This window comes from Allopusillimonas ginsengisoli, assembly GCF_004153455.1.
GTDB classification, from domain to species: Bacteria; Pseudomonadota; Gammaproteobacteria; order Burkholderiales; family Burkholderiaceae_B; genus Allopusillimonas; species Allopusillimonas ginsengisoli.
The window spans coordinates 99748-119994 of the sequence record NZ_SDQE01000013.1 but is presented as its reverse complement, the minus strand read 5'-3'; the positions used below and the strand labels follow the sequence as shown (position 1 = coordinate 119994).

The 20247-nt window shown below is 57.5% G+C and carries 18 protein-coding genes and 2 tRNA genes; 10 read left to right on the top strand and 10 right to left on the bottom strand.

Translation table 11 applies throughout. The features are described from left to right. The 3 genes from ERE07_RS18635 to ERE07_RS18625 form a co-directional block, all read right to left on the bottom strand. On the bottom strand, window positions 1-242 hold a 242-nt coding region (locus tag ERE07_RS18635; protein ID WP_130010546.1), incomplete at its 3' end, for an IS3 family transposase. A 32-nt stretch (window positions 243-274) separates the two neighbouring features. Beyond that, a complete protein-coding gene (locus ERE07_RS18630) occupies window positions 275-541 on the bottom strand; it encodes a transposase (protein WP_167670990.1) in 267 nt (88 codons plus the stop codon). A 388-nt stretch (window positions 542-929) separates the two neighbouring features. Beyond that, on the bottom strand, window positions 930-1841 hold the full coding sequence (locus tag ERE07_RS18625; protein WP_130010544.1) for an AraC family transcriptional regulator: 912 nt from the start codon (window positions 1839-1841) through the stop codon (window positions 930-932). Window positions 1842-2045: 204 nt separating this feature from the next. Between ERE07_RS18625 and ERE07_RS18620 the strand changes: the two genes are divergently transcribed. From ERE07_RS18620 to ERE07_RS18605, 4 genes are all read left to right on the top strand, one after another. Next, window positions 2046-2813, top strand: a complete 768-nt coding sequence (locus ERE07_RS18620) for an SDR family oxidoreductase (protein WP_130010543.1) — start codon at window positions 2046-2048, stop codon at window positions 2811-2813. A gap of 155 nt (window positions 2814-2968) precedes the next feature. Continuing rightward, the gene (locus ERE07_RS18615) at window positions 2969-3262 is read left to right on the top strand and encodes a Rossmann-fold NAD(P)-binding domain-containing protein (RefSeq protein WP_209021185.1); all 294 of its coding nucleotides are present in this window, start codon (window positions 2969-2971) and stop codon (window positions 3260-3262) included. Window positions 3263-3363: 101 nt separating this feature from the next. After that, window positions 3364-3780, top strand: coding sequence for a VOC family protein (locus ERE07_RS18610; RefSeq protein ID WP_130010542.1), 417 nt, complete (start codon window positions 3364-3366; stop codon window positions 3778-3780). A 207-nt stretch (window positions 3781-3987) separates the two neighbouring features. Continuing rightward, a complete protein-coding gene (locus ERE07_RS18605) occupies window positions 3988-4662 on the top strand; it encodes a DUF2325 domain-containing protein (RefSeq protein ID WP_130010541.1) in 675 nt (224 codons plus the stop codon). 9 nt (window positions 4663-4671) lie between these two features. On the opposite strand, the gene purT is transcribed toward ERE07_RS18605, so the two are convergent. From purT to ERE07_RS18575, 6 genes are all read right to left on the bottom strand, one after another. After that, entirely contained in the window at window positions 4672-5883 is a 1212-nt protein-coding gene (gene purT, locus ERE07_RS18600; protein ID WP_130010540.1) for a formate-dependent phosphoribosylglycinamide formyltransferase, read from the bottom strand. An 82-nt stretch (window positions 5884-5965) separates the two neighbouring features. Continuing rightward, window positions 5966-7201, bottom strand: a complete 1236-nt coding sequence (gene sstT, locus ERE07_RS18595) for a serine/threonine transporter SstT (protein ID WP_130010539.1) — start codon at window positions 7199-7201, stop codon at window positions 5966-5968. Window positions 7202-7397: 196 nt separating this feature from the next. Further along, window positions 7398-8309 carry a metal ABC transporter permease gene (locus ERE07_RS18590; RefSeq protein WP_130010538.1) on the bottom strand — a complete coding sequence of 304 codons (912 nt, stop codon included), beginning with the start codon at window positions 8307-8309 and terminating at the stop codon, window positions 7398-7400. Beyond that, entirely contained in the window at window positions 8306-9529 is a 1224-nt protein-coding gene (locus ERE07_RS18585; RefSeq protein ID WP_130010537.1) for a metal ABC transporter permease, read from the bottom strand. Before ERE07_RS18585 ends, ERE07_RS18590 begins: the two co-directional genes overlap by 4 nt. After that, window positions 9526-10434, bottom strand: coding sequence for a metal ABC transporter ATP-binding protein (locus tag ERE07_RS18580; RefSeq protein WP_209021184.1), 909 nt, complete (start codon window positions 10432-10434; stop codon window positions 9526-9528). The genes ERE07_RS18585 and ERE07_RS18580 overlap by 4 nt, the downstream gene beginning before the upstream one ends. Then, complete coding sequence (locus ERE07_RS18575; RefSeq protein WP_130010536.1) at window positions 10431-11378, bottom strand: metal ABC transporter solute-binding protein, Zn/Mn family; 948 nt, start codon at window positions 11376-11378, stop codon at window positions 10431-10433. The genes ERE07_RS18580 and ERE07_RS18575 overlap by 4 nt, the downstream gene beginning before the upstream one ends. Window positions 11379-11599: 221 nt before the next feature. Between ERE07_RS18575 and ERE07_RS18570 the strand changes: the two genes are divergently transcribed. Continuing rightward, window positions 11600-14068 (top strand): DUF3772 domain-containing protein, encoded by a 2469-nt coding sequence (locus ERE07_RS18570; protein WP_130010535.1) that lies wholly within the window; start codon window positions 11600-11602, stop codon window positions 14066-14068. A 296-nt stretch (window positions 14069-14364) separates the two neighbouring features. Here ERE07_RS18570 and ERE07_RS18565 read toward each other — a convergent pair. Continuing rightward, window positions 14365-14449 (bottom strand) — tRNA-Leu (locus ERE07_RS18565). Between the two features lie 103 nt (window positions 14450-14552). Between ERE07_RS18565 and rnr the strand changes: the two genes are divergently transcribed. The 5 genes from rnr to ERE07_RS18540 all read left to right on the top strand — a co-directional run bounded on the left by rnr (window position 14553) and on the right by ERE07_RS18540 (window position 20025). Further along, complete coding sequence (rnr, locus tag ERE07_RS18560) at window positions 14553-17003, top strand: ribonuclease R (protein WP_130010534.1); 2451 nt, start codon at window positions 14553-14555, stop codon at window positions 17001-17003. 159 nt (window positions 17004-17162) lie between these two features. After that, window positions 17163-17927 carry a 23S rRNA (guanosine(2251)-2'-O)-methyltransferase RlmB gene (gene rlmB / locus ERE07_RS18555; RefSeq protein ID WP_130010533.1) on the top strand — a complete coding sequence of 255 codons (765 nt, stop codon included), beginning with the start codon at window positions 17163-17165 and terminating at the stop codon, window positions 17925-17927. A 44-nt stretch (window positions 17928-17971) separates the two neighbouring features. Next, the gene (locus tag ERE07_RS18550) at window positions 17972-19207 is read left to right on the top strand and encodes a cystathionine gamma-synthase family protein (protein WP_130010532.1); all 1236 of its coding nucleotides are present in this window, start codon (window positions 17972-17974) and stop codon (window positions 19205-19207) included. 311 nt (window positions 19208-19518) lie between these two features. After that, complete coding sequence (locus ERE07_RS18545; protein ID WP_129967310.1) at window positions 19519-19791, top strand: HU family DNA-binding protein; 273 nt, start codon at window positions 19519-19521, stop codon at window positions 19789-19791. Window positions 19792-19949: 158 nt separating this feature from the next. Next, window positions 19950-20025 (top strand) — tRNA-Val (locus ERE07_RS18540). The last annotated feature ends 222 nt before the right edge of the window (window positions 20026-20247 follow it).

The window sequence follows — 20247 nt, the reverse complement described above, 5'->3', positions numbered from 1 at the left end:
AGTTGCAGTCCCTCCAGGCTATAGAGTCGATAAACGCGTTTCTTGCCCACTTTCCAGCCCTCGCGATGCAGCATCACCAGCACCCGTCGGTAGCCAAACCGCGGGCGACTCATCGCGATGTCCCGAATGCGTTGGCCCAGCGCACTTTGATCTCGCGCATGGCTCTTGGCGTACCACGTCGAGCGCTGTAACAACGCCAGCGCGCAGGAGCGCTGCACGCTTATCTGGAAACGCTCTTGCATCCAGGCCGCCAGCTCGCGCCGTTTGGCAGCCTTCAGACTTTTTTTCGCACCACCTCCTGTAGGATCTGCTTATCCAGCGTCAGGTCGGCAACGATACGTCGCAGGCGTGCGTTTTCGTCTTCGAGCTGCTTGAGCTTGCGCAACTCGCTTACGCCAAAATCGGCGTACTTCTTCTTCCATGTGTAGAAGGTTGCCTCCGACACGCCAAGCTGCCGACACACGTCGACCACCGCCGTACCGCTCTCGGCCAATCGCAGCGCATAGGCAATCTGCTCTTCGGTAAATCTTGACCGTTTCATGGCTACTCCTCGCCCCATTCGGGGCGCTGAGAAGCAACTTTACCTCTAGTTTTGATCTGTACGGATATTCCGGGGGCAGGTCACAATCATCAAATTGCGTCGAGAGTGTGAAGCCTCATCCATTTTTGATCTCAGCGTATTTAGTTGTTATATATTACATATAGTAACATTAATGAGAGTAAGGACAGGCCTCGAGCGGCCCTATTTCTGGGAGGTCGTGCGGTATTCTCCATCTGATACTGAGAAGTATCGATCAGCATCTTCGAGTCATCCCCACTCCGCATCCCGGCCGGCGCTGATGCCCAGGCATGGGCCGCTGAGGTTCGCTGACCGGGCGGCAGATGCATCTCCGAAGAAGCCATTCAGGTCGTGCGAATGTATGTGTGGTTCAGTGCGTGGATGCGATACCTGCTAACTGAGCCGCCGGCAACAAGGCGAAGGCGGTTTTCATTTCGCGTGCCTCTTCTCCGGGGCTACGCCCGAAAGTACGTTTGAATTCCCTGTTGAACTGGGATGGGCTTTCATAGCCGACTCTCGCCGCAGCGGCTGCCGCTGTGAGGTTATCGCGAATCATGAGCAGACGAGCCTGGTGCAGGCGGACAGACTTTATGTACTGGATCGGAGAGGTCCCGGTTACCACTTTAAAGTGGGCATGGAACGTAGGAATACCCATTCCTGCTTCGCGTGCCAGCGAGCCTACGTCCAGAGTCTGTGAGTAATCGTCGTGAATGCGCTTAAGCGTACGGGCGATCCGCCCAAAGCTGCCGTGACTGGCTAAGGCGGCACGTATCGCTCCTCCCTGGCCACCTTTAAGTACGCGAAAACAAAGCTCCCTGACAATACCCGGCCCCAGTATTTTGGCTTCGATGGGAGAGATGAGTACTTTCAACAGGCGCAAGGCCGTATCAGAGAGTGCGCTGTCCAGTGGGGTTGAAACTATGCCAAGTGGCTCTGACATAATGGGGCTGCTTGCCTGCTGATCTACCTCGATTATCAGGTCGGCTATCGCTGTCATATCCAGCCGCACCGAAATTGCCAGCATCGGCTCTTCTGGACTTGCATGGGTTTCAGTCGAGAAGGGCAACGGTACCGAAAGCACCAGATAATGCTGCGCATCATAGCGGTAAACCTTGTCGTTCAGGTAACCACGCTTACTGCCCTGGCAGACAATCACAATGCTTGGCTCATACAGCACCGGGGTTCGCCCCAAAGGCTGATTCGCGCGCATCAGGCGAACACCATCCAGCAGTGTGCTGGTATGTCCTTCAAGGGGAGCCAGTTGTTTAATCAGGCGTATCATTTCTGCCTGCTGGTCGGGCGCTGAAACATACATGGCTAACCGAATTTTTCATTAGATAAACATGCAGTGATTATCACACTCAGAACGCTAAAAAAATGTTTATCGATAGGAATAGGCAATGATGAAATAGATATCGACCTAGTCTCGCCCGCCTGACCGGCCTAAGCTTTCACTCTGTTCAATCCATTCAATACGGTAACTGGCATGGAAGCTACGGAGGATCTGCCCGTGAAGTCTTGTAACTTAAATTTCTCCAAAGTCATTTTGCTGACCGGCGCCAGCAGCGGTATTGGCGAGGCTACTGCCCGACATTTGTCACTATTGGGACATCGTCTGATTATTGGGGCACGCCGTACTGAGCGCCTCTCAAAGCTGTGTAGTGAGCTGCGAGAGCAGAATGCCGCGGTAGATGCCCTTGCGTTGGACGTAACCCAACTGCAGGATTTTCAGCGAATGGTCGATTTCGCCTTGGAGAAATACGGGAGAATCGACGTGTTGATAAACAATGCTGGCGTCATGCCACTTTCCCCTCTTGCGGCGCTGAAAATTGAAGAATGGAATCAAACAATTGATGTAAACATAAAGGGCGTACTACATGGTATTGCTTCGGTGTTGCCAGTGATGCAGACGCAGGAATACGGTCAGATCATCAATATCGCCTCCATCGGCGCGCATGCGGTTTCTCCGACGGCTTCGGTTTACTGTGCCAGCAAATATGCAGTACGGGCTATATCTGACGGACTGCGGCAGGAAACAGATTGTATTCGCGTGACAGTCATCAGTCCGGGAGTGGTCGAGTCGGAGCTCGCCGATCACATCACTGACGAAACGGCCCGTGATTCCATGCGTGAATTTCGCCGTATTGCACTGCAGCCACAGGCAATCGCGCAGGCTATTGCCTATGCCATTGACCAACAGAACAGCGTGGATGTCAGCGAAATCATTGTGCGTCCTACAGCCAGCCCTTACTGAACATCCAGCTAAGCCAGCTATATGGTCGTTGCCGTAGGCATGGCCGATCGCTGCGTGGGCCTTGCTGTTGAGTAGATCAAATAACCTAGAGGAATATCATCCCATGCAACAACACACCAAAACTGAAAATGTCTGGTTCATCACAGGTGCCGCTCGTGGCAGGTTTTCTGTTCAAGGACAGTCTTGTGGTTGCCCAACGGTCAATTGCGGATTACGTGGATGCACAAGCCTCTCTGGATCTTCATCTTAACGAGCTGGATGGCAAGCAGGCTGGTGACCCTGAAAAGGTGGCCGAATTAATACTTCAAGCGGCAGCCGCTGTAAAGGCCCCTGTCCATCTGTTTGCCGGGAAAATCGCCAATGCGCTTGCCGAGCAGAAGATGCAGGAGGTGCGTAAGGATCTGGATATCTGGCGTGCGGCTTCCGAGGCGACTGATTTCCCAGTTTGACGGGGGGCCAAACATTTCATTGTTTATGATGCAGAATTCGGCTTATCCCCGGCACACGGGACACGACATTTAAGGACTCATGCCAAGCAAGGAGGCGAGGAATGCAGCCGAGGATTACTGTGATCACCATCGGCGTTGATGACCTCGACAGATCGCTGAGCTTCTACCGGGATGGCCTTGGTTTCAAAACCGAAGGAATTATCGGCAAAGAGTTTGAACACGGCGCCGTGGCCTTCATCGATATGCAGCCGGATCTGCGCTTGGCGCTATGGCCGCGTTCAAGCATTGCACACGACACTGGGCTGCCGCTTAATTCTCCGAGCGCAACCGAAATGACGTTCGGGCATAACGTATCTTCAAAGGTTGAAGTCGATGAGATCATGCACTTGGCGGAAAACGCCGGAGCGGCGATCATCAAGCCAGCGCATGAAACCTTCTGGGGCGGGTATGCCGGTTATTTTCAGGATCCTGACGGCCATGTGTGGGAAGCGGTATGGAATCCTGCCTGGGAAGAATAGGGGGACGGTTCATCTTCACCAGATGGCTTAAAGTGCGGCGCGCTGACTGTGGCTGGTATTGTCCATGTCAATAGACTGGTTGTTCGCCTGGACTACACACCACAGTGCTATAAGGTTGTAATGATTCTCATTTATTAATTTGATACTATTGGCGGCACATGCAATATATAGCCTCCAGTAGGCACTCAATAGCGAGGTAGGCGCCCCATGGTCATGACATCCGGTGATGAGAACAGCCTGTGCCGTGAGCATCAGGTGCTGTTGGCAGAGTATGGACGGGTGCAGCAGCGATGCAGTCAGGCGTTGGCTAAGCAGGTTGCTCACATTAACGCACTCGAAACCCAAGTCATGCAGTTGCGTGCGGAAGTGATGCTTCGTGATACGGCACTGGCTTGGCAGCGCGAGGATCACGCCCGTCTGATGGATGCCCACCCAGACCTGCCCAAGCGTTTTGTGCTGGCAAGGCATATCGAACAGCTTGCCGCGCGCATACAGGCCCTGTTGCGCGAGCGCAATGCATTGTTATGGCCCCAGATGCCGGTCGTTGCCCGGCGCAGTATTCCGGCGGCCAAGCCTTCCGTTGTGCCAGTGAACAAAGCGCGGGCTGTTTTATGCGTGGGAGGAGATCAAGCCGCGACAGGCGCAGCCCGTGCGGCGATAGAAACAGTGGGCGGGCGTTTTATGCAGCACGATGGCACTGACCAGGCTGTGCTTGAAGCCAGTCTGGCGGTGGCTGATTTGGTCATTTGCCAAACGGGTTGCGTCAGCCATGATGCTTTCTGGCGGGTGCGCGATCACTGCAAGCGGACAGGTAAGCAGTGTGTATTGGTAGATCACCCAGACGCGTTGGACGCAGTGCGGGCCGCCCAGCACCCCTTGTAATGCCAGCAGTTATAGGCTGGCCGCCGGTTTTATTTTTATGCTGCTGGCAGCTCGTTGCGCGCGCGCTCTGGCTGCGTCAACCGTATCGTCGTAGGCTAGCGCGACGCCCATTCGGCGGCGTACATAGCTTTCGGGTTTGCCAAACAAACGCAGTTCAGTTTGAGGCACACCCAGCGCATCCCCTACACCCTCGAAAACGACGTCCTTGGCATCGACGCCACCGTAAATCACCGCACTGGCGCCGGCAGCCCGCAAGGCAGTGCTGACAGGTAGGCCCAAGATGGCACGCGCGTGCAGTTCAAATTCACTTTGCCACTGACTGATCATGGTTACCAGGCCAGTATCATGCGGGCGCGGGCTTACCTCGCTGAACCAAACCTCCTCGCCCCTGATGAAGAACTCTACGCCAAATACACCCAGCCCACCCAAATCCTGAGTGACGGCTTGTGCGATGTGTTGCGCCTTGCGCAGGGCTTCCGGGTTCATTGCTTGGGGTTGCCAGCTTTCTACATAATCTCCCGCGACTTGAGCGTGTCCGATAGGCTCGCAAAAATGGGTCTGGGCATTGCCATCGGCGTCAAGGGCTCGCACGGTAAGGAGTGTAATTTCATAGTCAAAATCGACAAAGCCTTCGACAATTACTCTTCCATGGCTTACCCGGCCACCTGCCATCGCGTAATCCCAGGCCTGTTGCAGGTCTTCAGGGCCATTGAGTTTGCTTTGACCCTTGCCCGAGCTGCTCATGACTGGTTTGATAATGCAAGGGTAGCCTATGCCATCATCGATTGCGCTGCGTAATGCGTCCGGCGACTCGCAGAAGCAATAGGGGCTTGTAGGCACGCCAAGGGTTTCGGCCGCCAGTCTGCGTATGCCTTCGCGATCCATGGTCAGTCTGGCTGCGCGGGCAGTAGGAATAACGCGCACAAGGCCTTGGGCCTCCAGGCTTTCCAGCGTAGCCGTGGCGATGGCTTCGATCTCGGGTACGACAATGTCGGGCCTTTCGGATTCGATCAGCGCGCGCAACTGCTCAGGGTCGCTCATGTCGATCGTGTGGGCATGGTGGGCGACCTGATGGCCCGGCGCGTGATCGTAGCGGTCGACGGCGATTGTTTCCACGCCGAGGCGCTGTAGGGCAATCATGACTTCTTTGCCGAGTTCGCCCGAGCCCAGCAGCATGACACGGGTCGCTGAAGGGGAGAGTGGAGTTCCGATAATAGGCATATTGATATCCGGCATCGTGAATGCACACATTGTACGTATTTAAACCGCGCTGGCGCGCGTCTGGCACTGTGAATCTGGAGTGCTAGTCCTGAATCGGGACGGTTCGATCTGAGTAACTGCCGGCGGCTGTGAACAGTACATCGGTGGATGAGTTGAGCGCGGTTTCAGTGGAGTCTTGCAGTACGCCAATGATAAAGCCCACGCCCACCACCTGCATCGCCAGACTGTCCGGGATGCCGAACAAACTGCAGGCGAGCGGGATCAGTAGCAGAGAGCCGCCCGCGACGCCTGATGCGCCGCAGGCGCATACTGATGCAAGTAGACTGAGCAATAGTGCCGTTGGCACATCGACTTGTATGCCCAGTGTGTTGACTGCCGCGAGCGTGAGAACGGTGATGGTGACGGCGGCGCCTGCCATATTGATGGTGGCGCCCAAGGGAATGGATACCGAATAAGTGTCTTCAGGCAGCCCAAGCTTTTTACACAGCGCGAGATTCACGGGAATGTTGGCAGCTGAACTGCGCGTGAAAAACGCGGTAATGCCGCTTTCGCGCAAGCAGGTAAACACCAGAGGATACGGATTGTGGCGGATTTTGACGAAAACAATGAGGGGGTTGACGACCAGCGCGACGAACAGCATGCTGCCGAGCAACACTGCCAGAAGATGGGCGTAGCCGAGTAGAGCATCGAAGCCGGTTTCCGCGACGGTGGCTGCGACCAACCCGAAAATGCCCAATGGGGCCAGGCGTATGACGGCCCGAACAATCAGCGAGAGTGCTTGAGAGATATCTCCCATGAATGTCTTGGATGCGCCGTGAGCATGGCGCAGGGCGAGTCCCAGCCCAACCGCCCAGGCGAGGATGCCCATGTAGTTCGCGTTGCCCAAAGCGGTGATAGGGTTGTCGACAATATTGCCTAGCAAGGTGCTGAGTACCTCTGCCACGCCACCGGGTGGATTCAGGGTTTCCGACGTTTGCTTTAGCGTAATGGTGAGCGGAAACGCGAAACTGGCGATCACCGCCACTAGGGCAGCCAGGAAGGTGCCAATAAGGTACAGAAACAAGATAGCGCCCATCCTGGTTTTCTGCCCCCGCTTGTGATTGGCAATTGACGCGGTTACCAGTACAAATACCAGTATGGGGGCGACTGATTTGAGCGCGCCGATAAAGAGGTCGCCCAGAAGTGCGACGTTGGTCGCCAGGCCAGGAAACAGGACAGCAACGAGCGTACCGGCGATCAGGCCGATCAGTATCTGCAGCACAAGGCTGCCGTGTTTGATGAACTGGATGACAGGGTTTTGCGTACCTGTTTGATGCATTGAGAACTCCGGCTGCGGGCGTGTGCCTTGCGTGAAAAAATATCTCTCTGCTCCCCCAACGATGGGGAAATTTACAAGCCAGGGGGAGCGTTGCAGGCCTTTGCGAAGGCGCGGGACAGTCTGTGCTTTGGCCGCAGGCAAGAGACAGCCGGGGATTTTATCACCCCGCTTACCTTTATTTTGATGGGAGGCTGGGTCAGGACACGCTTTTGCGGCAAGGGCCGAAAACGGCAGCAACGAGCAGGAGCAGGCCGCTGGTGGCAGCGATCATGCCTGCAGCGCTGACGCTGAAGTTTTGCCCCAGCCAGTGAGGGCCGCAGGCGGCAAGGGTGTAGCCCCCCGTGGTGGCGATCGCGCTGAGCGCCAGGCTCCAGGCAACTTGGGCGGCAAGCCGGTTGGTGATCAGCCTTGCCGTTGCGGCTGGGCAGATGAGCATGGCAACCACAATGATGGCGCCGACAGCCAAAAAGGCTGATACCGTGGCGATCGCGACGACAGCCAACAGGCCTGTACTGACCAGCCGTGGCCTGGCGCCAGTGCTGGCTGCAAACCCAGGGTCGAAGGTGCTGGCTGCCAGTGGACGCCAGAACAGGACGGCGAGCGTCGCGATCGTTGTGGTGGCCCACGCCAGCCTATGCACTGCGGGCGGCAGCTTGCTCAAGGCAGCTGGATCAAGCAGCGAAGCCCAGCCGGTGGCATCCAGCCAGAGCAGGCTTTCCAGATTGCCGAACAGGACATGCTCTACGTCAAGATGCACGGAGCTACTGTGAGATTGCTCCAACCAGAGGACCGCCAGCGCGAACATGGCGGTAAAGACAACGCCCATGGCCGCTCCGGGTTCGATTCGGCCAAGTCGCTGTATGGCTTCGATCAACCCCACGGCGAGCAGGGCCGAGCAGGCCGCGCCCGCCAGCATGGGCCCGTTGGCCAATGAACCCGTTATTACAAATGCGCCAACCACACCCAGCAGCACGACATGGCTGATGGCATCGCCAATCAGGCTCTGGCGCCTGAGTACGAGGAAGTTGCCCGGAAGAGCGCAGGCCAGGCCAGCAAGCAAGGCAATGATTAGCGGAGCCAGACTAATTTGAATGAATTCAGTGGTCATGTTGCGGCGCCCAATGATTTTGGAGAAGAGTCCTGCAGCGTGCGCTCGAGCTCTGCGAGCGCATCGGGCGAAAGAACTTTCGATATGGGCATGACACGATGATGTTCAAGCGCTGCAGCATCACCAGGGTAATGTGACAGATACAGGTTCCAGAGCGCTTCTTCTTGCCATGCTGCGTGAGCCGCCTCGTAGCCGGCAGGTGTCGGAACCGCATCGCGTCTTATCCAGCCTGCCCGGCGCATCAAGCGTAGCGTGAGGCCATCGTAAACAGGTTCGCCATGAAACAGGGCGAGCAGGCCCTGACGCTTGTGAACGCGGCGGCGGTAGGCCTGATGGCGCAGGGCCGTTGCCAACAACCCACGCGCGGGCGCAAGCAGCAGTGACAGCAGGAACAGCATAAACAGGACGAGCACGATGACCGCGCCAGTGGGCAGTTGGGGCGTGATGGCCGAGATGGCCGCGCCGGTGTAGCCGCCTGCCGCGCCGATAATTGCGGCGATGGGCACCATGACGTGTAAGCGATTGGTCCAGAAGCGGGCTGATACGGCGGGAGTGATGCCCAGGGCAACGCTTAGGACCAGGCCCACAATCTTGAGACTGGTGACGACGAGCGTGAGCAGCAGAGCGGTCAGGATGAACTCGAGCAGGCCTACAGGTAAACCTTGCATGTGAGCAAATGTTTTATCGAAACTGAGCGTGGTCAATGCACGATGCAAGATGCACACGACGACGGCCGTGGACAATGCAAGCGCGGCAATGAGTTCAGCTTCGTGGCGCAGCATTCCGGCTGCTGACCCGAGTAAATAGTTGCTGAGTCCGGCTTGCCGGCCTGTTTGCAGGTTTTGAACGATGGTGAGCAGTACGGCGCCTGCACCGAAAAAAACGGACAGGACGGTGCCGATCGCAGTATCTTCGTGTAACCGGGTACGGCTAGAGAGAGCATGAATGCACATCAGGCCGAGGCCGGCGCTGATGGCCCCGCCCGTCATGAGCGCGGGCAGTGAGCGCCCGTCTCCCGAAGTGAGCGCCATGAAGATGAACGCTAGCGCGAGCCCTGGCAAGGTGGCATGACCGGCGGCGTCGGTGGCAAGCGAACGGTGGCGAAGCAGGATGAAGCTGCCGATTATCCCCGCCGCTGCGCCCAGCATTGCGGCGCCAGCACACACAACGGCGGTGTTGTAGCCGGCTCGCAAGAGTATGGCATCTAGCAGAACGCTCATGACGAAGAGGAGGGAGGGGAGGCAATGCGAGACGGGCCGGCGGCCAAAGCGCTGGTCAGGCTATCCAATTGTGCAGCGGCCAGCCTGCCGCCATAGGTTTGCTGCAGGTGATCCGGCGTAAAGACTTCGTGCACCGGGCCTGCGGCGATGCGGCGTACATTCAGTAGCAGGACGTGCTGGAAGTAGTCTGGAACCGTGGCGAGGTCGTGATGAACGCAGAGTATTGTTTTGCCGTCGCGTGCCAGGGATTGTAGAACGTGCACAATCGTGCGCTCGGTGGCTGCATCCACACCCGCGAAGGGTTCGTCCAGTACATAGAGGTCAGCTTGTTGCGCCAGGGCTCGCGCCATGAACACGCGTTGCTGTTGGCCGCCAGACAGTTGTCCTATTTGCTGCGTGGCAAAGTGTTGCATGCCCACACGATCCAGGCAGTGCAGAACGACGTCGCGAGGCATGCGGCGCCACCAACGAAGCCAGCCAGCTTGTCGATATAGCCCCATACGCACGACGTCTGCCGCGGTGGCGGGGAAATCCCAGTCTACGCTGGCTCGCTGAGGCACGTAGGCAATGCGGTGCAAGGCGCCGGACACAGGTTGGCCGAATACCCGCACATCCCCGCTTATGCGGGGCACAATGCCTAGCGCCGCCTTGACGAGCGTGGATTTGCCCGCACCATTAGGACCGACGATGGCGCCCATGGTGCCGGCAGGAACGGAGAAATCCACGGAGAATAGGGCTGGTGCATTGCCATAGCTGACCGTTAATCCCTTGATGACCAGCGCATTGGCGTGGGCTCCTGGGTCAGCGGCTTGTCCGATAAGGGCATGCGCCGCGGGAACAGGTAGCGCGGCTTGTTGGGCGTGTTCGGACCAATGCCGCGCGAGCAGGCGCAAGAGCATACTCATGATCTGGACAGCGCCTGCGAGATGGTGCGTGCGTTATGTTCGATCATGCCGATATAGGTGCCTTCTGGCGTGCCTGGGCGGCCCATTGCATCGGAATAGAGTTCCCCGCCGATGATCAGGTGATGATGCCGCGCCCTGGCGCCTTCGGTGAGTGCGCGCACATGCTGTTCGGGCACGGAGGACTCAACGAAAACAGCTGGGATGCGTCGCTGGACCAGGGTGTCCACGAGCTGCTCGATCTGGTGCAGGCTGGCTTCGCTTTCGGTAGAAATACCTTGTATGGATAGCACTTCATAGCCATATGCCCGGCCAAAGTAGCGGAAAGCGTCATGCGCAGTGACCAACACGCGATCTGGTGCAGGTATCGAATGCAGCAGGGTTGTGATGCGTGTGTTGGCTGTGTTGATTTCGTTGATGTAGGTGGCTGCCCGCGCAGTATAGACCTGCCTTCCGGCAGGATCCTGGTCGATCAGTGTGTCTCGCGCTGCCAGAACCACTTCTTGCCATAACGAAGGATCCATCCAGACATGGGGGTCGTAGAACTCGGGGTGGTCTTCGTCTGCGAGCAGGGCCTGCCTGGGGAGTGCCTCGGCCAGGGCGACGACTGGCTTGTGGCGGGCGAGGTCTTGCATCAGCGAGGCCAGCTGGGCTTCAAGATGCAGGCCGTGATAAATAACGAGATCGGCGCGTTTGAGACGAGTGACATCCGCGTGCGTCTGGCGGTAGAGGTGAGGATCGACACCAGCGCCCATGAGCGCGGTGACCTCGACCCGGGCGCCTCCGACATGTTGAACGGCATCGGCCAGCATGGCGGTTGTTGTGACGACTTTGAGCGGCTTGCTTAGTGGCGTGCCGCCGGAGGCAGGAAGATGAGTGGTGACGAGCAGGAACGCCAGGGCGGCACCGGAAAAATACTGGAGGAAGTGTCGGCGGACCGTGTTCATGGTGATACATCCATTAAGAAAAACAGTAATGAGACGCATTATCATATATAAATATTTGGCGCGCAATATCTCCGCCTTCAGGGCGCGGCGCACTTCGCTGTGACAGCAGGTTTCGCTTGTCTAACCTGGTTGCACAGTGACCGAAAAAGCTTCTGTGTTCTGCTTGGCAAGTGATTGAATGATGTGGCAAGCTTGGGTTTCCTGGTTTCACTGTTCAACGCATGACGCGTTTTTTCAAGACTTGCTCCCTTTTCATTCTTTTGCCGCTGCTTCTGCTGGGCCTGAACGGTCCGATGGCTTGGGCGCAGGCACAGGAACAGCCCCGCGCCCAGGTTCAAGCGGCGCCTCGCGCGATCGAGAACGTGGATGGCGTGCTCGACAAGACCCAGAAGGCCGTCAAGCAGATTCAGGACAAGCTCCAGGACAAGACGCAGAATGTTGACGATGTCGCCCTGGCGCGCATGCGCGACGCGTTGCAGGACGCCCAATCCACCGCCGACGATATTGTTGCGCAGCAGGAACCTGAGCTGGCCAGTGTGCAGGCCAGGCTCAAACAATTGGGTACGCCCACAACTGATGCGCCCGAACCGCCAGATATTGCGCAGCAGCGCGCGCAGCTTACCAAGCGCCAAACGGCGCTGGATGCGCAGATAAAATTGGCGCGCCTGTTGGGCGTCGAGGCCAGGCAGGGCCAGGATAATGTCTCACAGCTGCGGCGGATGCGGTTCCAGGCTGAACTGGGCCAGCGCTCGCAATCCATACTGACGGACGCTTTCTGGCGTGATACGCGGCGCGACGCGCCGCGGGACATCGAACGGTTGTCGGGTCTGCTGGGCCAGCTCACCGAGCAGTTGCATCAAGTGCCGCCGCGGATATGGTCTCTGGCGATTCTGCTGGCATTGGCGCTGTTGGTCAGCGCGGAAACAGCACGAAGAGGGCTTGCCGCATTCACTATAAGCCATACAAAACCCACACGTTTGCGGCGTTCCATCTTTGCGGTGCTGACGGTTATTCTGTATACGCTGGTGCCGGGCCTGCTGGCTTCGATCGCGCTCTACATATTGCGCTGGAACGACAAAATCGAAGGGCCGCTTCAAACCTTTCTTGTGCAATGCATGGCGGCCTTCTACCTCGCGGGCTTTGTGGCAGGATTGGGAACGGTTTTGCTCTCGCCGCGACGGCCCAGCTGGCGGCTGCCACAAATAACAGACAGGCTGGCCAAGAAGCTGGCATGGCTGCCTGCGCTGTTCGCCGTCACCATCGCCATGGCCTGGGTTGTCCAGCGCTTGCTTGAGCTCGTCAACGCCACGCTGAGCACGACCGTTCTGGTGAACGGGTTGATGACCTTGACACTGAATATTCTGATCGGCTTTGCAGCGTGGAAGCTGCGATCCAGCGTGCGCAAGCTGGCGCGCCTGGCTGCCCAGGAGGGCGAGGCTGGCGTGGCCGCGCCGGTATCCCCCTGGGCGCGCAGCGCTCCTTCTGTGCTGGTGGCGGTCATCGCGGTAAGTCTTGCCGCTTTTCTCCTGGGTTTTGTCGCCTTCAGCAGTCTTGTCGCACAGGAGATTATCTGGTTGGGCATGGTGGGGTGCACCACGTATTTGTTGGTGGTGCTGGTTACCGATATCTTTGACAGCCTGGTGGCCAGAGTCAGGGATGATCTGGCGGCTGAGCACCTCAATGCACAGCAGGCCAGAATTCGCAGTCAATTGCTGGTGTTGGTTTCAGGCACCCTGCGTCTGGCGCTTATTTTGTTCGCGATCACGCTGCTTCTGTTGCCTTTCGGCGAAGCACCTGACGATTGGCTGCAGCGCCGTCTGGCGTTCCTGACTGCTGGTTTCCAGGTGGGAGAAGTGTCCATCAAGCCCACTTCCATTCTGCTCACCATGACGGTCCTGTTGGTCGGCGCGTATACCGTCAGGATATTGAGAGCGTGGGTGACGGACCAGTTTCTGCCTGTTACGCGGCTGGATGAAAGCATGCGTACGCCTACAGCGAATCTGCTGGGGTATCTGGCTTACTTTGCAGTGGTCGTGATCGCCGTTTCGTCGTTGGGTATAGGCTTGGAGCGCATGGCCTGGATTGTCAGCGCGTTGTCGGTGGGTATCGGTTTTGGCTTGCAGGCGGTTGTGCAGAATTTCGTGTCGGGTGTCATTCTGGTGGCTGAAAGGCCCATCAAGGTCGGTGACTGGGTTAGCCTTGATGGCGTCGAAGGTAATGTGCGCAAAATCAGTGCCCGTGCGACCGAAATAGAAATGTTCGATCGGTCCACCATGATTGTCCCGAATTCTGAGTTCATCACCAAGAAGGTACGCAACGTAACCATGGCCAATCCGCTTGGGGTAGTGGCCCTGAAGTTCAATATGGATGTCGGCGTGAATGCGGATGCGGTGCGCGACATCATGATGGATGCCATGGTGCAGCAGCGCGAGGTACTGGAAAAGCCGGCGCCCTCTGTAACACTGGATGGATTCAACGAAACCAGTCTGGCGTTTTCTGCCTCGTGTTACGTGAGTTCGCCGCGCAGCGCATCCCGCGTACGTAGTGCATTGATGTTTGAGATTTTGGGCCGTTTGCGGCGAGCCGATCTGGCTTTGCATGCGACGCAACCTGTTACCGTGGCAGCGCCAACCAATCCGCAGACGGGCACGGCATCGGGCGAGTCGGTCCAGGATCCACCCTTGACGTGAAGGAGAGGGCTCGGTCACACAGGCGCGACCCCGGCCGGGCAGGCAGGCCCGGCCTTTCTCGTCCTCGCGCGATGCGCGCAGGCGCATCGCTTCCTGGGCCAAATGAAAAATGGCTGTCTTGCGACAGCCATTTTTTGTATCGGGTGGTGCCCAGGAGAGGACTCGGTCACACAGGCGCGACCCCGGCCGGGCAGGCAGGCCCGGCCTTTCTCGTCCTCACGCGATGCGCGCAGGCGCATCGCTTCCCGGGCCAAATGAAAAATGGCTGTCTTGCGACAGCCATTTTTTGTATCGGGTGGTGCCCAGGAGAGGACTCGAACCTCCACACCTTGCGGCACATGGACCTGAACCATGCGCGTCTACCAATTCCGCCACCTGGGCATAAAGTGTATGCTAACGCTTTACCGATTACTGTTGCGTATTGCGCCTACAACTTTAAGAGGCGCAAAGTATAAACTAAATTTTTAAAGAATGGAAATCACTTTTGGTTAAAAAATCGAAAACAGAGTCCGACAATATTGATGCCGAAACTAGTCAGCTGGACTTGCCGCCGGATTTCGATCCTGAAGTTCCCACCCGGGAAGCCATTCTTCAGCAACTGCGTTCTTCCGACAAGCCTATCGCGCCCAAGGCATTGGCCAAGGCATTGGGCACCACGCTACCTTCTGTGGGGTTTGAGCGCCGGCTTAACGCGATGGAACGCGACGGCCAGGTGCTTTTTAATGCCAAAGGGCAAGTACTGCCGAACGCGCAGCTGAATTTCATCGCAGGCAAAGTTCAGGGTCATCGTGATGGCTTTGGATTTTTGCTGCGTGAAGATGGCGGTCCGGACCTGTTTCTGTCGCCTCGTGAAATGCTCAAGGTATTGCACGGCGATCGTGTGTTGGCCAAGCCTGATGGTGAGTACCGGGGCAAGCCGGAAGCCACTATTGTCGAGGTCGTCGAACGGCGTACCAACCGGCTGGTCGGGCGTTTTCTCAAGGAGCGGGGCGCCTATCTTGTGGTGCCCGAGGATCAGCGCATCAAGCACGACATCCTGATCCCCAGCTCGGATACCGGGGATGCCGAGAATGGCCAGGTTGTAACCGTCGAGATCGTGCGTCAGCCGGGGCGGCACATCCAGCCGCTGGGCAAGGTGGTCGAGGTGTTGGGCGAGATCGACGATCCGGGCATGGAGATCGAGATCGCAGTGCGCAAGTTCGATGTGCCGCACGAATTCTCCGATGAAACCCGAAAGCAGGCTGCGGACTTGCCTTCGGTTGTGACGCCGGGGGAAATCATAGGGCGTGTCGACCTTCGCGACGTCCCCTTTATTACAATCGATGGCGAAGACGCACGCGATTTCGACGATGCGGTTTTCTGCATGCCAGTCGAGCTGGGCACGGAGAAGCGTCGGCGGCGTGGTTGGCGCCTGCTCGTCGCCATTGCAGATGTCAGCCATTATGTGAAACCCGGCGATGCGCTGGACGAAGATGCCTTTGATCGCGGCACCAGCGTCTACTTCCCGAGGCGTGTCATTCCTATGCTGCCCGAGTCGCTGTCCAACGGCATCTGTTCGCTTAATCCCGACGTGGATAGGCTGGTGCTGGTATGTGACATGGTGGTCACCGCCACAGGCACCAAGAGCGGCAGTATCTCTGCGTATCAGTTTTATGAAGCGGTCATTCATTCGCACGCCCGGACCACTTACACTGACGTGTGGGCGGCGCTGCAGCAGCCTTCGGGGCCGGCTGCCCAGACCTTGAACGACGTCATCCCTCAGATCCGGGATTTGTACGAGCTGTACCAACTCTTCGCAGAAGCTCGACTCAAGCGTGGCGCCATCGACTTCGACACGGTCGAAACGCGTATCGTCTGCAATCCGCTGGGCAAGATCGAACGCATCGAGGCCTATACCCGCAACGATGCCCACAAGCTGATCGAAGAGTGCATGTTGGCCGCCAATACGTGTGCGGCCGAGTTCATGAAGCGAAACAAGCGGTTGGGTCTGTACCGCGTACACGAAGGTCCCACCCCGGAGAAACTGAAATCACTGCGCGACTATCTGCGCAATCTCGGACTCTCGCTCGCCGGGGGGGATGACCCCAATACCGAGGATTATGCCCAACTGCTCAAATCGGCGCGCAACAGGCCCGATTATGAGATTATCCAGACCATGTGCCTGCGTTCATTCCAGCAGGCGATATATAGTCCGGAGCAGGTTGGGCACTTTGGCCTGTCCTATGAGCATTATGCGCATTTCACTTCTCCGATCCGGCGCTATCCCGACTTGCTCACGCATCGGGTGATCAAGGGGGTGTTGGCCAAACGCAGATATGTCCCCGAGCTGGATGATGTCAGCGGCATGGCCGCATTGCCCAGCGGCGAGCGCGAGCATGCCTTGTGGGAAAAACTCGGGTTGTTGCTGTCCGCGCGGGAGCGTCGCGCCGACGATGCATCGCGCGATGTCGAAGCGTGGCTCAAATGCTGGTTCGTCAAAGAGAAAGTGGGCGAGGTCTTCAGCGGTCGGGTCACTGGTGTGGCAAGCTTCGGCATATTCATTACCCTGGATACGCTGTTTGTTGAAGGCATGGTGCACGTGTCTGAGCTCGGATCGGACTACTTCCAGTACAACGAGTCCATGAATGAACTACGCGGTGAGCGTACAGGGATGCGCTACCGACTGACTGATGCCGTACAGGTTCAGGTGTCTCGTGTGGATCTCGAAGCCCGACGCATCGAGTTCAGACTGGTCAAGGGTACGGGGTTCAAGGTGCTCAAGGCAGCGCTGGAGTCGGAATCCTCGCCTGCGCCGCCGCGCAAGGTCAAGCGTGCTGCGCCCACCAAGCCGGCAGAGCTCAAGGGTACCTCGCGCCAGCGCAGGGCGGATGCGAAGCGCAGCGCCAAGGCCGAGACGGCACCACGCAAATCAGGAAGAGGGCGTACTCGTCGTTAATGCTCAAGACGAGCTCGTCGATTGCTCAGAAGCGGCCAAAGGCGACAACGCGTTCAGGCGGTTGTGTATGGCATTGGACGAGCTGTTCCGGCGTGCTCGCTCATTGGGCAGCCTCGCGCAGGATTACAATGCCATCCTGAGCTATTTATAAGGAACAGCATGTCTTCCCTTCAAGTCCTGGCGGGCTTTCACGCTGTGGTCGCCCGTTTGCGCCACGCGCCCGATTCCATCAAGGAGCTTTATGTAGAAGCGTCGCGGCGCGACAAGCGCATGCAAGGCTTCATTCAGCAGGCCCAGGCGGCGAACCTGCGTCCGCGGCCTGTCCCTGCGGAGCGGCTGGACGGACTGGCGCGAGGTACACGCCACCAGGGCGTTGTCGCACTGGCTGAGTCCCGTTCGCTGGCGGTTGATGTGGACGAAGTGCTGGACACGCTTGAAGACAAAGGTCACGCGCCCTTGTTGTTGATTCTCGATGGGGTGACCGATCCACACAACTTGGGGGCGTGCCTGCGGACAGCGGATGCCGCCGGAGTACATGCCGTGATCGCGCCCCGTGACCGGGCGGTCGGCCTGAACCAGACCGTGCAGCGAGTGGCTTGTGGCGCGGCTGAAACGGTTCCGTACATCATGGTTACGAATCTTGCTCGCACGATGCGCGATTTGAAAGAGCGCGATGTCTGGCTGGTGGGTACAGACGATGAGGCCACTGAAGGTATACACCAGACCGATGCGCGGCGTGCGATGGCTTGGGTCATGGGCGCGGAAGGCGAGGGCATGCGTCGCCTGACACGCGAAACCTGCGACGAGCTGGTGCATATTCCCATGCTTGGCTCGGTCGAAAGCCTTAATGTCAGTGTCGCCAGCGCGGTATGCCTGTATGAAACGGTACGGCAACGCCAGGCCTTTTCTGCCGGCGGCAAATAAAACAAATTACGCTTATTTAGTTCTCTTTTTTCTGGCCCACTAATATGCCTAAGAACGGCTTTACCACTACCATCATCCACTCAGACCGGCGTTCAAATGATGAATACGGCGCCATTCATGTGCCCATGCATACTTCGGTGGAGTATGCGTTTTCGGATTCACGCGAACTTGCCGCGGTATTCCAGGGCAAGCCAGGGTTTACCTATGCGCGCCAGGGAACCCCCACGACGGCGGCGCTTGAGGCCAAGCTGACACAGATGGAGGAGGGGGCCGGAACCGTCACTTTTGCCACCGGTATGGCAGCGCTGACCGCCACGTTCTTTTCTCTACTGAAAATGGGCGATCATCTTATTTGCAGCCAGCATATTTTCGGCAACACCAACAGCCTGTTGGGCACGCTAGCCGGCCTGGGCGTGGACATCAGCTTTGTTGATGCCACCGACGCGGCCAACGTGCGCAATGCGTGGCGACCCCAAACACGCATGGTGTTTACCGAGACACTGGCCAATCCTGGCACCCAGGTCGCCGACCTGCAAGGTATAGGCGATTTCTGTGGTGAGAAGAACCTGGTCTATGTCATTGATGGCACCCTTACATCGCCTATCTTGTTCAAGGGCCGCAACGTCGGCGCTTCGCTCGTGGTCAATGCCTTGTCCAAGCACGTGGGTGGCCATGGCAATGCGCTGGGCGGCGCCGTTACGGATACCGGTTTGTATGACTGGGCTGACTATCCGAATATCGCTGAGCCCTATCGCAAAGGCAAGTCAACCAGTTGGGGCTTGACGCAGATCAAGAAGAAAGGGCTCAGGGACATGGGGGGCACGCTGTCTTCGGATGCGGCGCATCGCCACGCCACGGGCGCTGAAACATTGGCGCTGCGCATGCATCGGATTTGTGACAACGCCTTATCGCTGGCCGATCATTTGTCGGCGCTTCCCAAGGTGGCCAAGGTGTATTACCCGGGCTTGGACAGCCATGCGCAGCATGAGCGGGCTACGTCGTTGTTTGGTGGTCGCTACGGCGGGCTCATGGGGATAGAGCTGGCGGGCGATATTGATGTGTTCGAGTTTCTGAATCGCTTGCAGGTGCTTGTATTGGCTACGCATTTGGGCGACAACCGCACGTTGGTGCTGCCCGTCGCACATACCATCTACTACGAGATGGGGCCGGAGCGGCGGGCACAGATGGGAATCTCAGATAACCTGCTGCGGGTGTCCGTAGGCATAGAGGATATCGAGGATTTGATTGAAGATTTCAATCAGGCATTGGCACACAGCTAACGCTAGCACAACAGAACCTTTATCAACATAGCCAGATGGTAAAGTTTCGAAAAAATTTATTCTGGTGTTGTAGAAGTTCAGAAAAGTGAGTAAATATGCGGGTTTTCAGCAGTTTGCCTCTTGACACGCGTTTTATTCAAAGGCTTAATACGCGTTAGCCAACCGGCGCGGAAACGCAAGCTGGTTGCGCCCACATTGTCGTTTGTGGGTACTACTTGATGTACACATCGTGGGCAGTATTTCTCAATCAAGAAGCCAAGTCCGTCTCCGGATGGCTTTGGTTAAAACAAACTTCTAGGGGTAATCCTTAAATGAATAAAACAGAGCTTATCGAACATATCTCTACCAAAGCCGATCTGTCGAAGGCCGACGCCGGCCGCGCGCTCGAGGCTTTTATCGGCGCCGTGAAAACGACGCTTAAAAAGAAAGGTACGGTAACGCTCGTTGGCTTCGGCACCTTCGCCGTTTCCGAACGCGCAGCTCGCTCGGGCCGTAACCCCCGTACCGGCGAAACCATCAAGATCAAGAAGGCTCGTGTGCCAAAATTCCGCCCAGGCAAGGCACTGAAAGACGCCGTCAACTAACAAGACAGGCCTCGGCAGCTGGTAGGTTGTGCAGGCACGCCGGCGCCAGCTGCCGAAAGGGCGAGAGCCGCGAAATTGCGCAATTTCTCACAATAAGATATAATTTTGCCCTTATCTCGTTGCGCAGCAATAGTGGCCGGCAGGGTTTAATATCCGTCGGGTGCTTAGCTCAGCTGGTAGAGCGGCGCCCTTACAAGGCGTAGGTCAGCGGTTCGAACCCGTTAGCACCCACCACAACACTGCGTAATAGAAAAGCACTTGAATTGATTCAAGTGCTTTTTTTTCGCCCGCTGAATCCAGGCGCGTTGATGCGTCTTTGGGCCAACGCGGCTTGTTACTGCCGATTCAAGCAGGATAGGCATGCAAGGAGGTGACCGCGAGCCCATTGCCACCTGCGGCGGCGCCCTTTATGATCTAAACGTGTGTGCGCCAAGGAGTCGCGGCAGAATGAAATTT

Excerpts from the sequence above, each read along its gene's own strand:
- ERE07_RS18630 (WP_167670990.1), bottom strand. The coding sequence starts at position 541 with ATGAAACGGTCAAGATTTACCGAAGAGCAGATTGCCTATGCGCTGCGA.
- ERE07_RS18625 (WP_130010544.1), bottom strand. The coding sequence starts at position 1,841 with ATGATACGCCTGATTAAACAACTGGCTCCCCTTGAAGGACATACCAGC.
- ERE07_RS18620 (WP_130010543.1), top strand. The coding sequence starts at position 2,046 with ATGGAAGCTACGGAGGATCTGCCCGTGAAGTCTTGTAACTTAAATTTC.
- ERE07_RS18610 (WP_130010542.1), top strand. The coding sequence starts at position 3,364 with ATGCAGCCGAGGATTACTGTGATCACCATCGGCGTTGATGACCTCGAC.
- ERE07_RS18605 (WP_130010541.1), top strand. The coding sequence starts at position 3,988 with ATGGTCATGACATCCGGTGATGAGAACAGCCTGTGCCGTGAGCATCAG.
- purT (WP_130010540.1), bottom strand. The coding sequence starts at position 5,883 with ATGCCTATTATCGGAACTCCACTCTCCCCTTCAGCGACCCGTGTCATG.
- sstT (WP_130010539.1), bottom strand. The coding sequence starts at position 7,201 with ATGCATCAAACAGGTACGCAAAACCCTGTCATCCAGTTCATCAAACAC.
- ERE07_RS18590 (WP_130010538.1), bottom strand. The coding sequence starts at position 8,309 with ATGACCACTGAATTCATTCAAATTAGTCTGGCTCCGCTAATCATTGCC.
- ERE07_RS18585 (WP_130010537.1), bottom strand. The coding sequence starts at position 9,529 with ATGAGCGTTCTGCTAGATGCCATACTCTTGCGAGCCGGCTACAACACC.
- ERE07_RS18580 (WP_209021184.1), bottom strand. The coding sequence starts at position 10,434 with ATGAGTATGCTCTTGCGCCTGCTCGCGCGGCATTGGTCCGAACACGCC.
- ERE07_RS18575 (WP_130010536.1), bottom strand. The coding sequence starts at position 11,378 with ATGAACACGGTCCGCCGACACTTCCTCCAGTATTTTTCCGGTGCCGCC.
- ERE07_RS18570 (WP_130010535.1), top strand. The coding sequence starts at position 11,600 with ATGACGCGTTTTTTCAAGACTTGCTCCCTTTTCATTCTTTTGCCGCTG.
- rlmB (WP_130010533.1), top strand. The coding sequence starts at position 17,163 with ATGTCTTCCCTTCAAGTCCTGGCGGGCTTTCACGCTGTGGTCGCCCGT.
- ERE07_RS18550 (WP_130010532.1), top strand. The coding sequence starts at position 17,972 with ATGCCTAAGAACGGCTTTACCACTACCATCATCCACTCAGACCGGCGT.
- ERE07_RS18545 (WP_129967310.1), top strand. The coding sequence starts at position 19,519 with ATGAATAAAACAGAGCTTATCGAACATATCTCTACCAAAGCCGATCTG.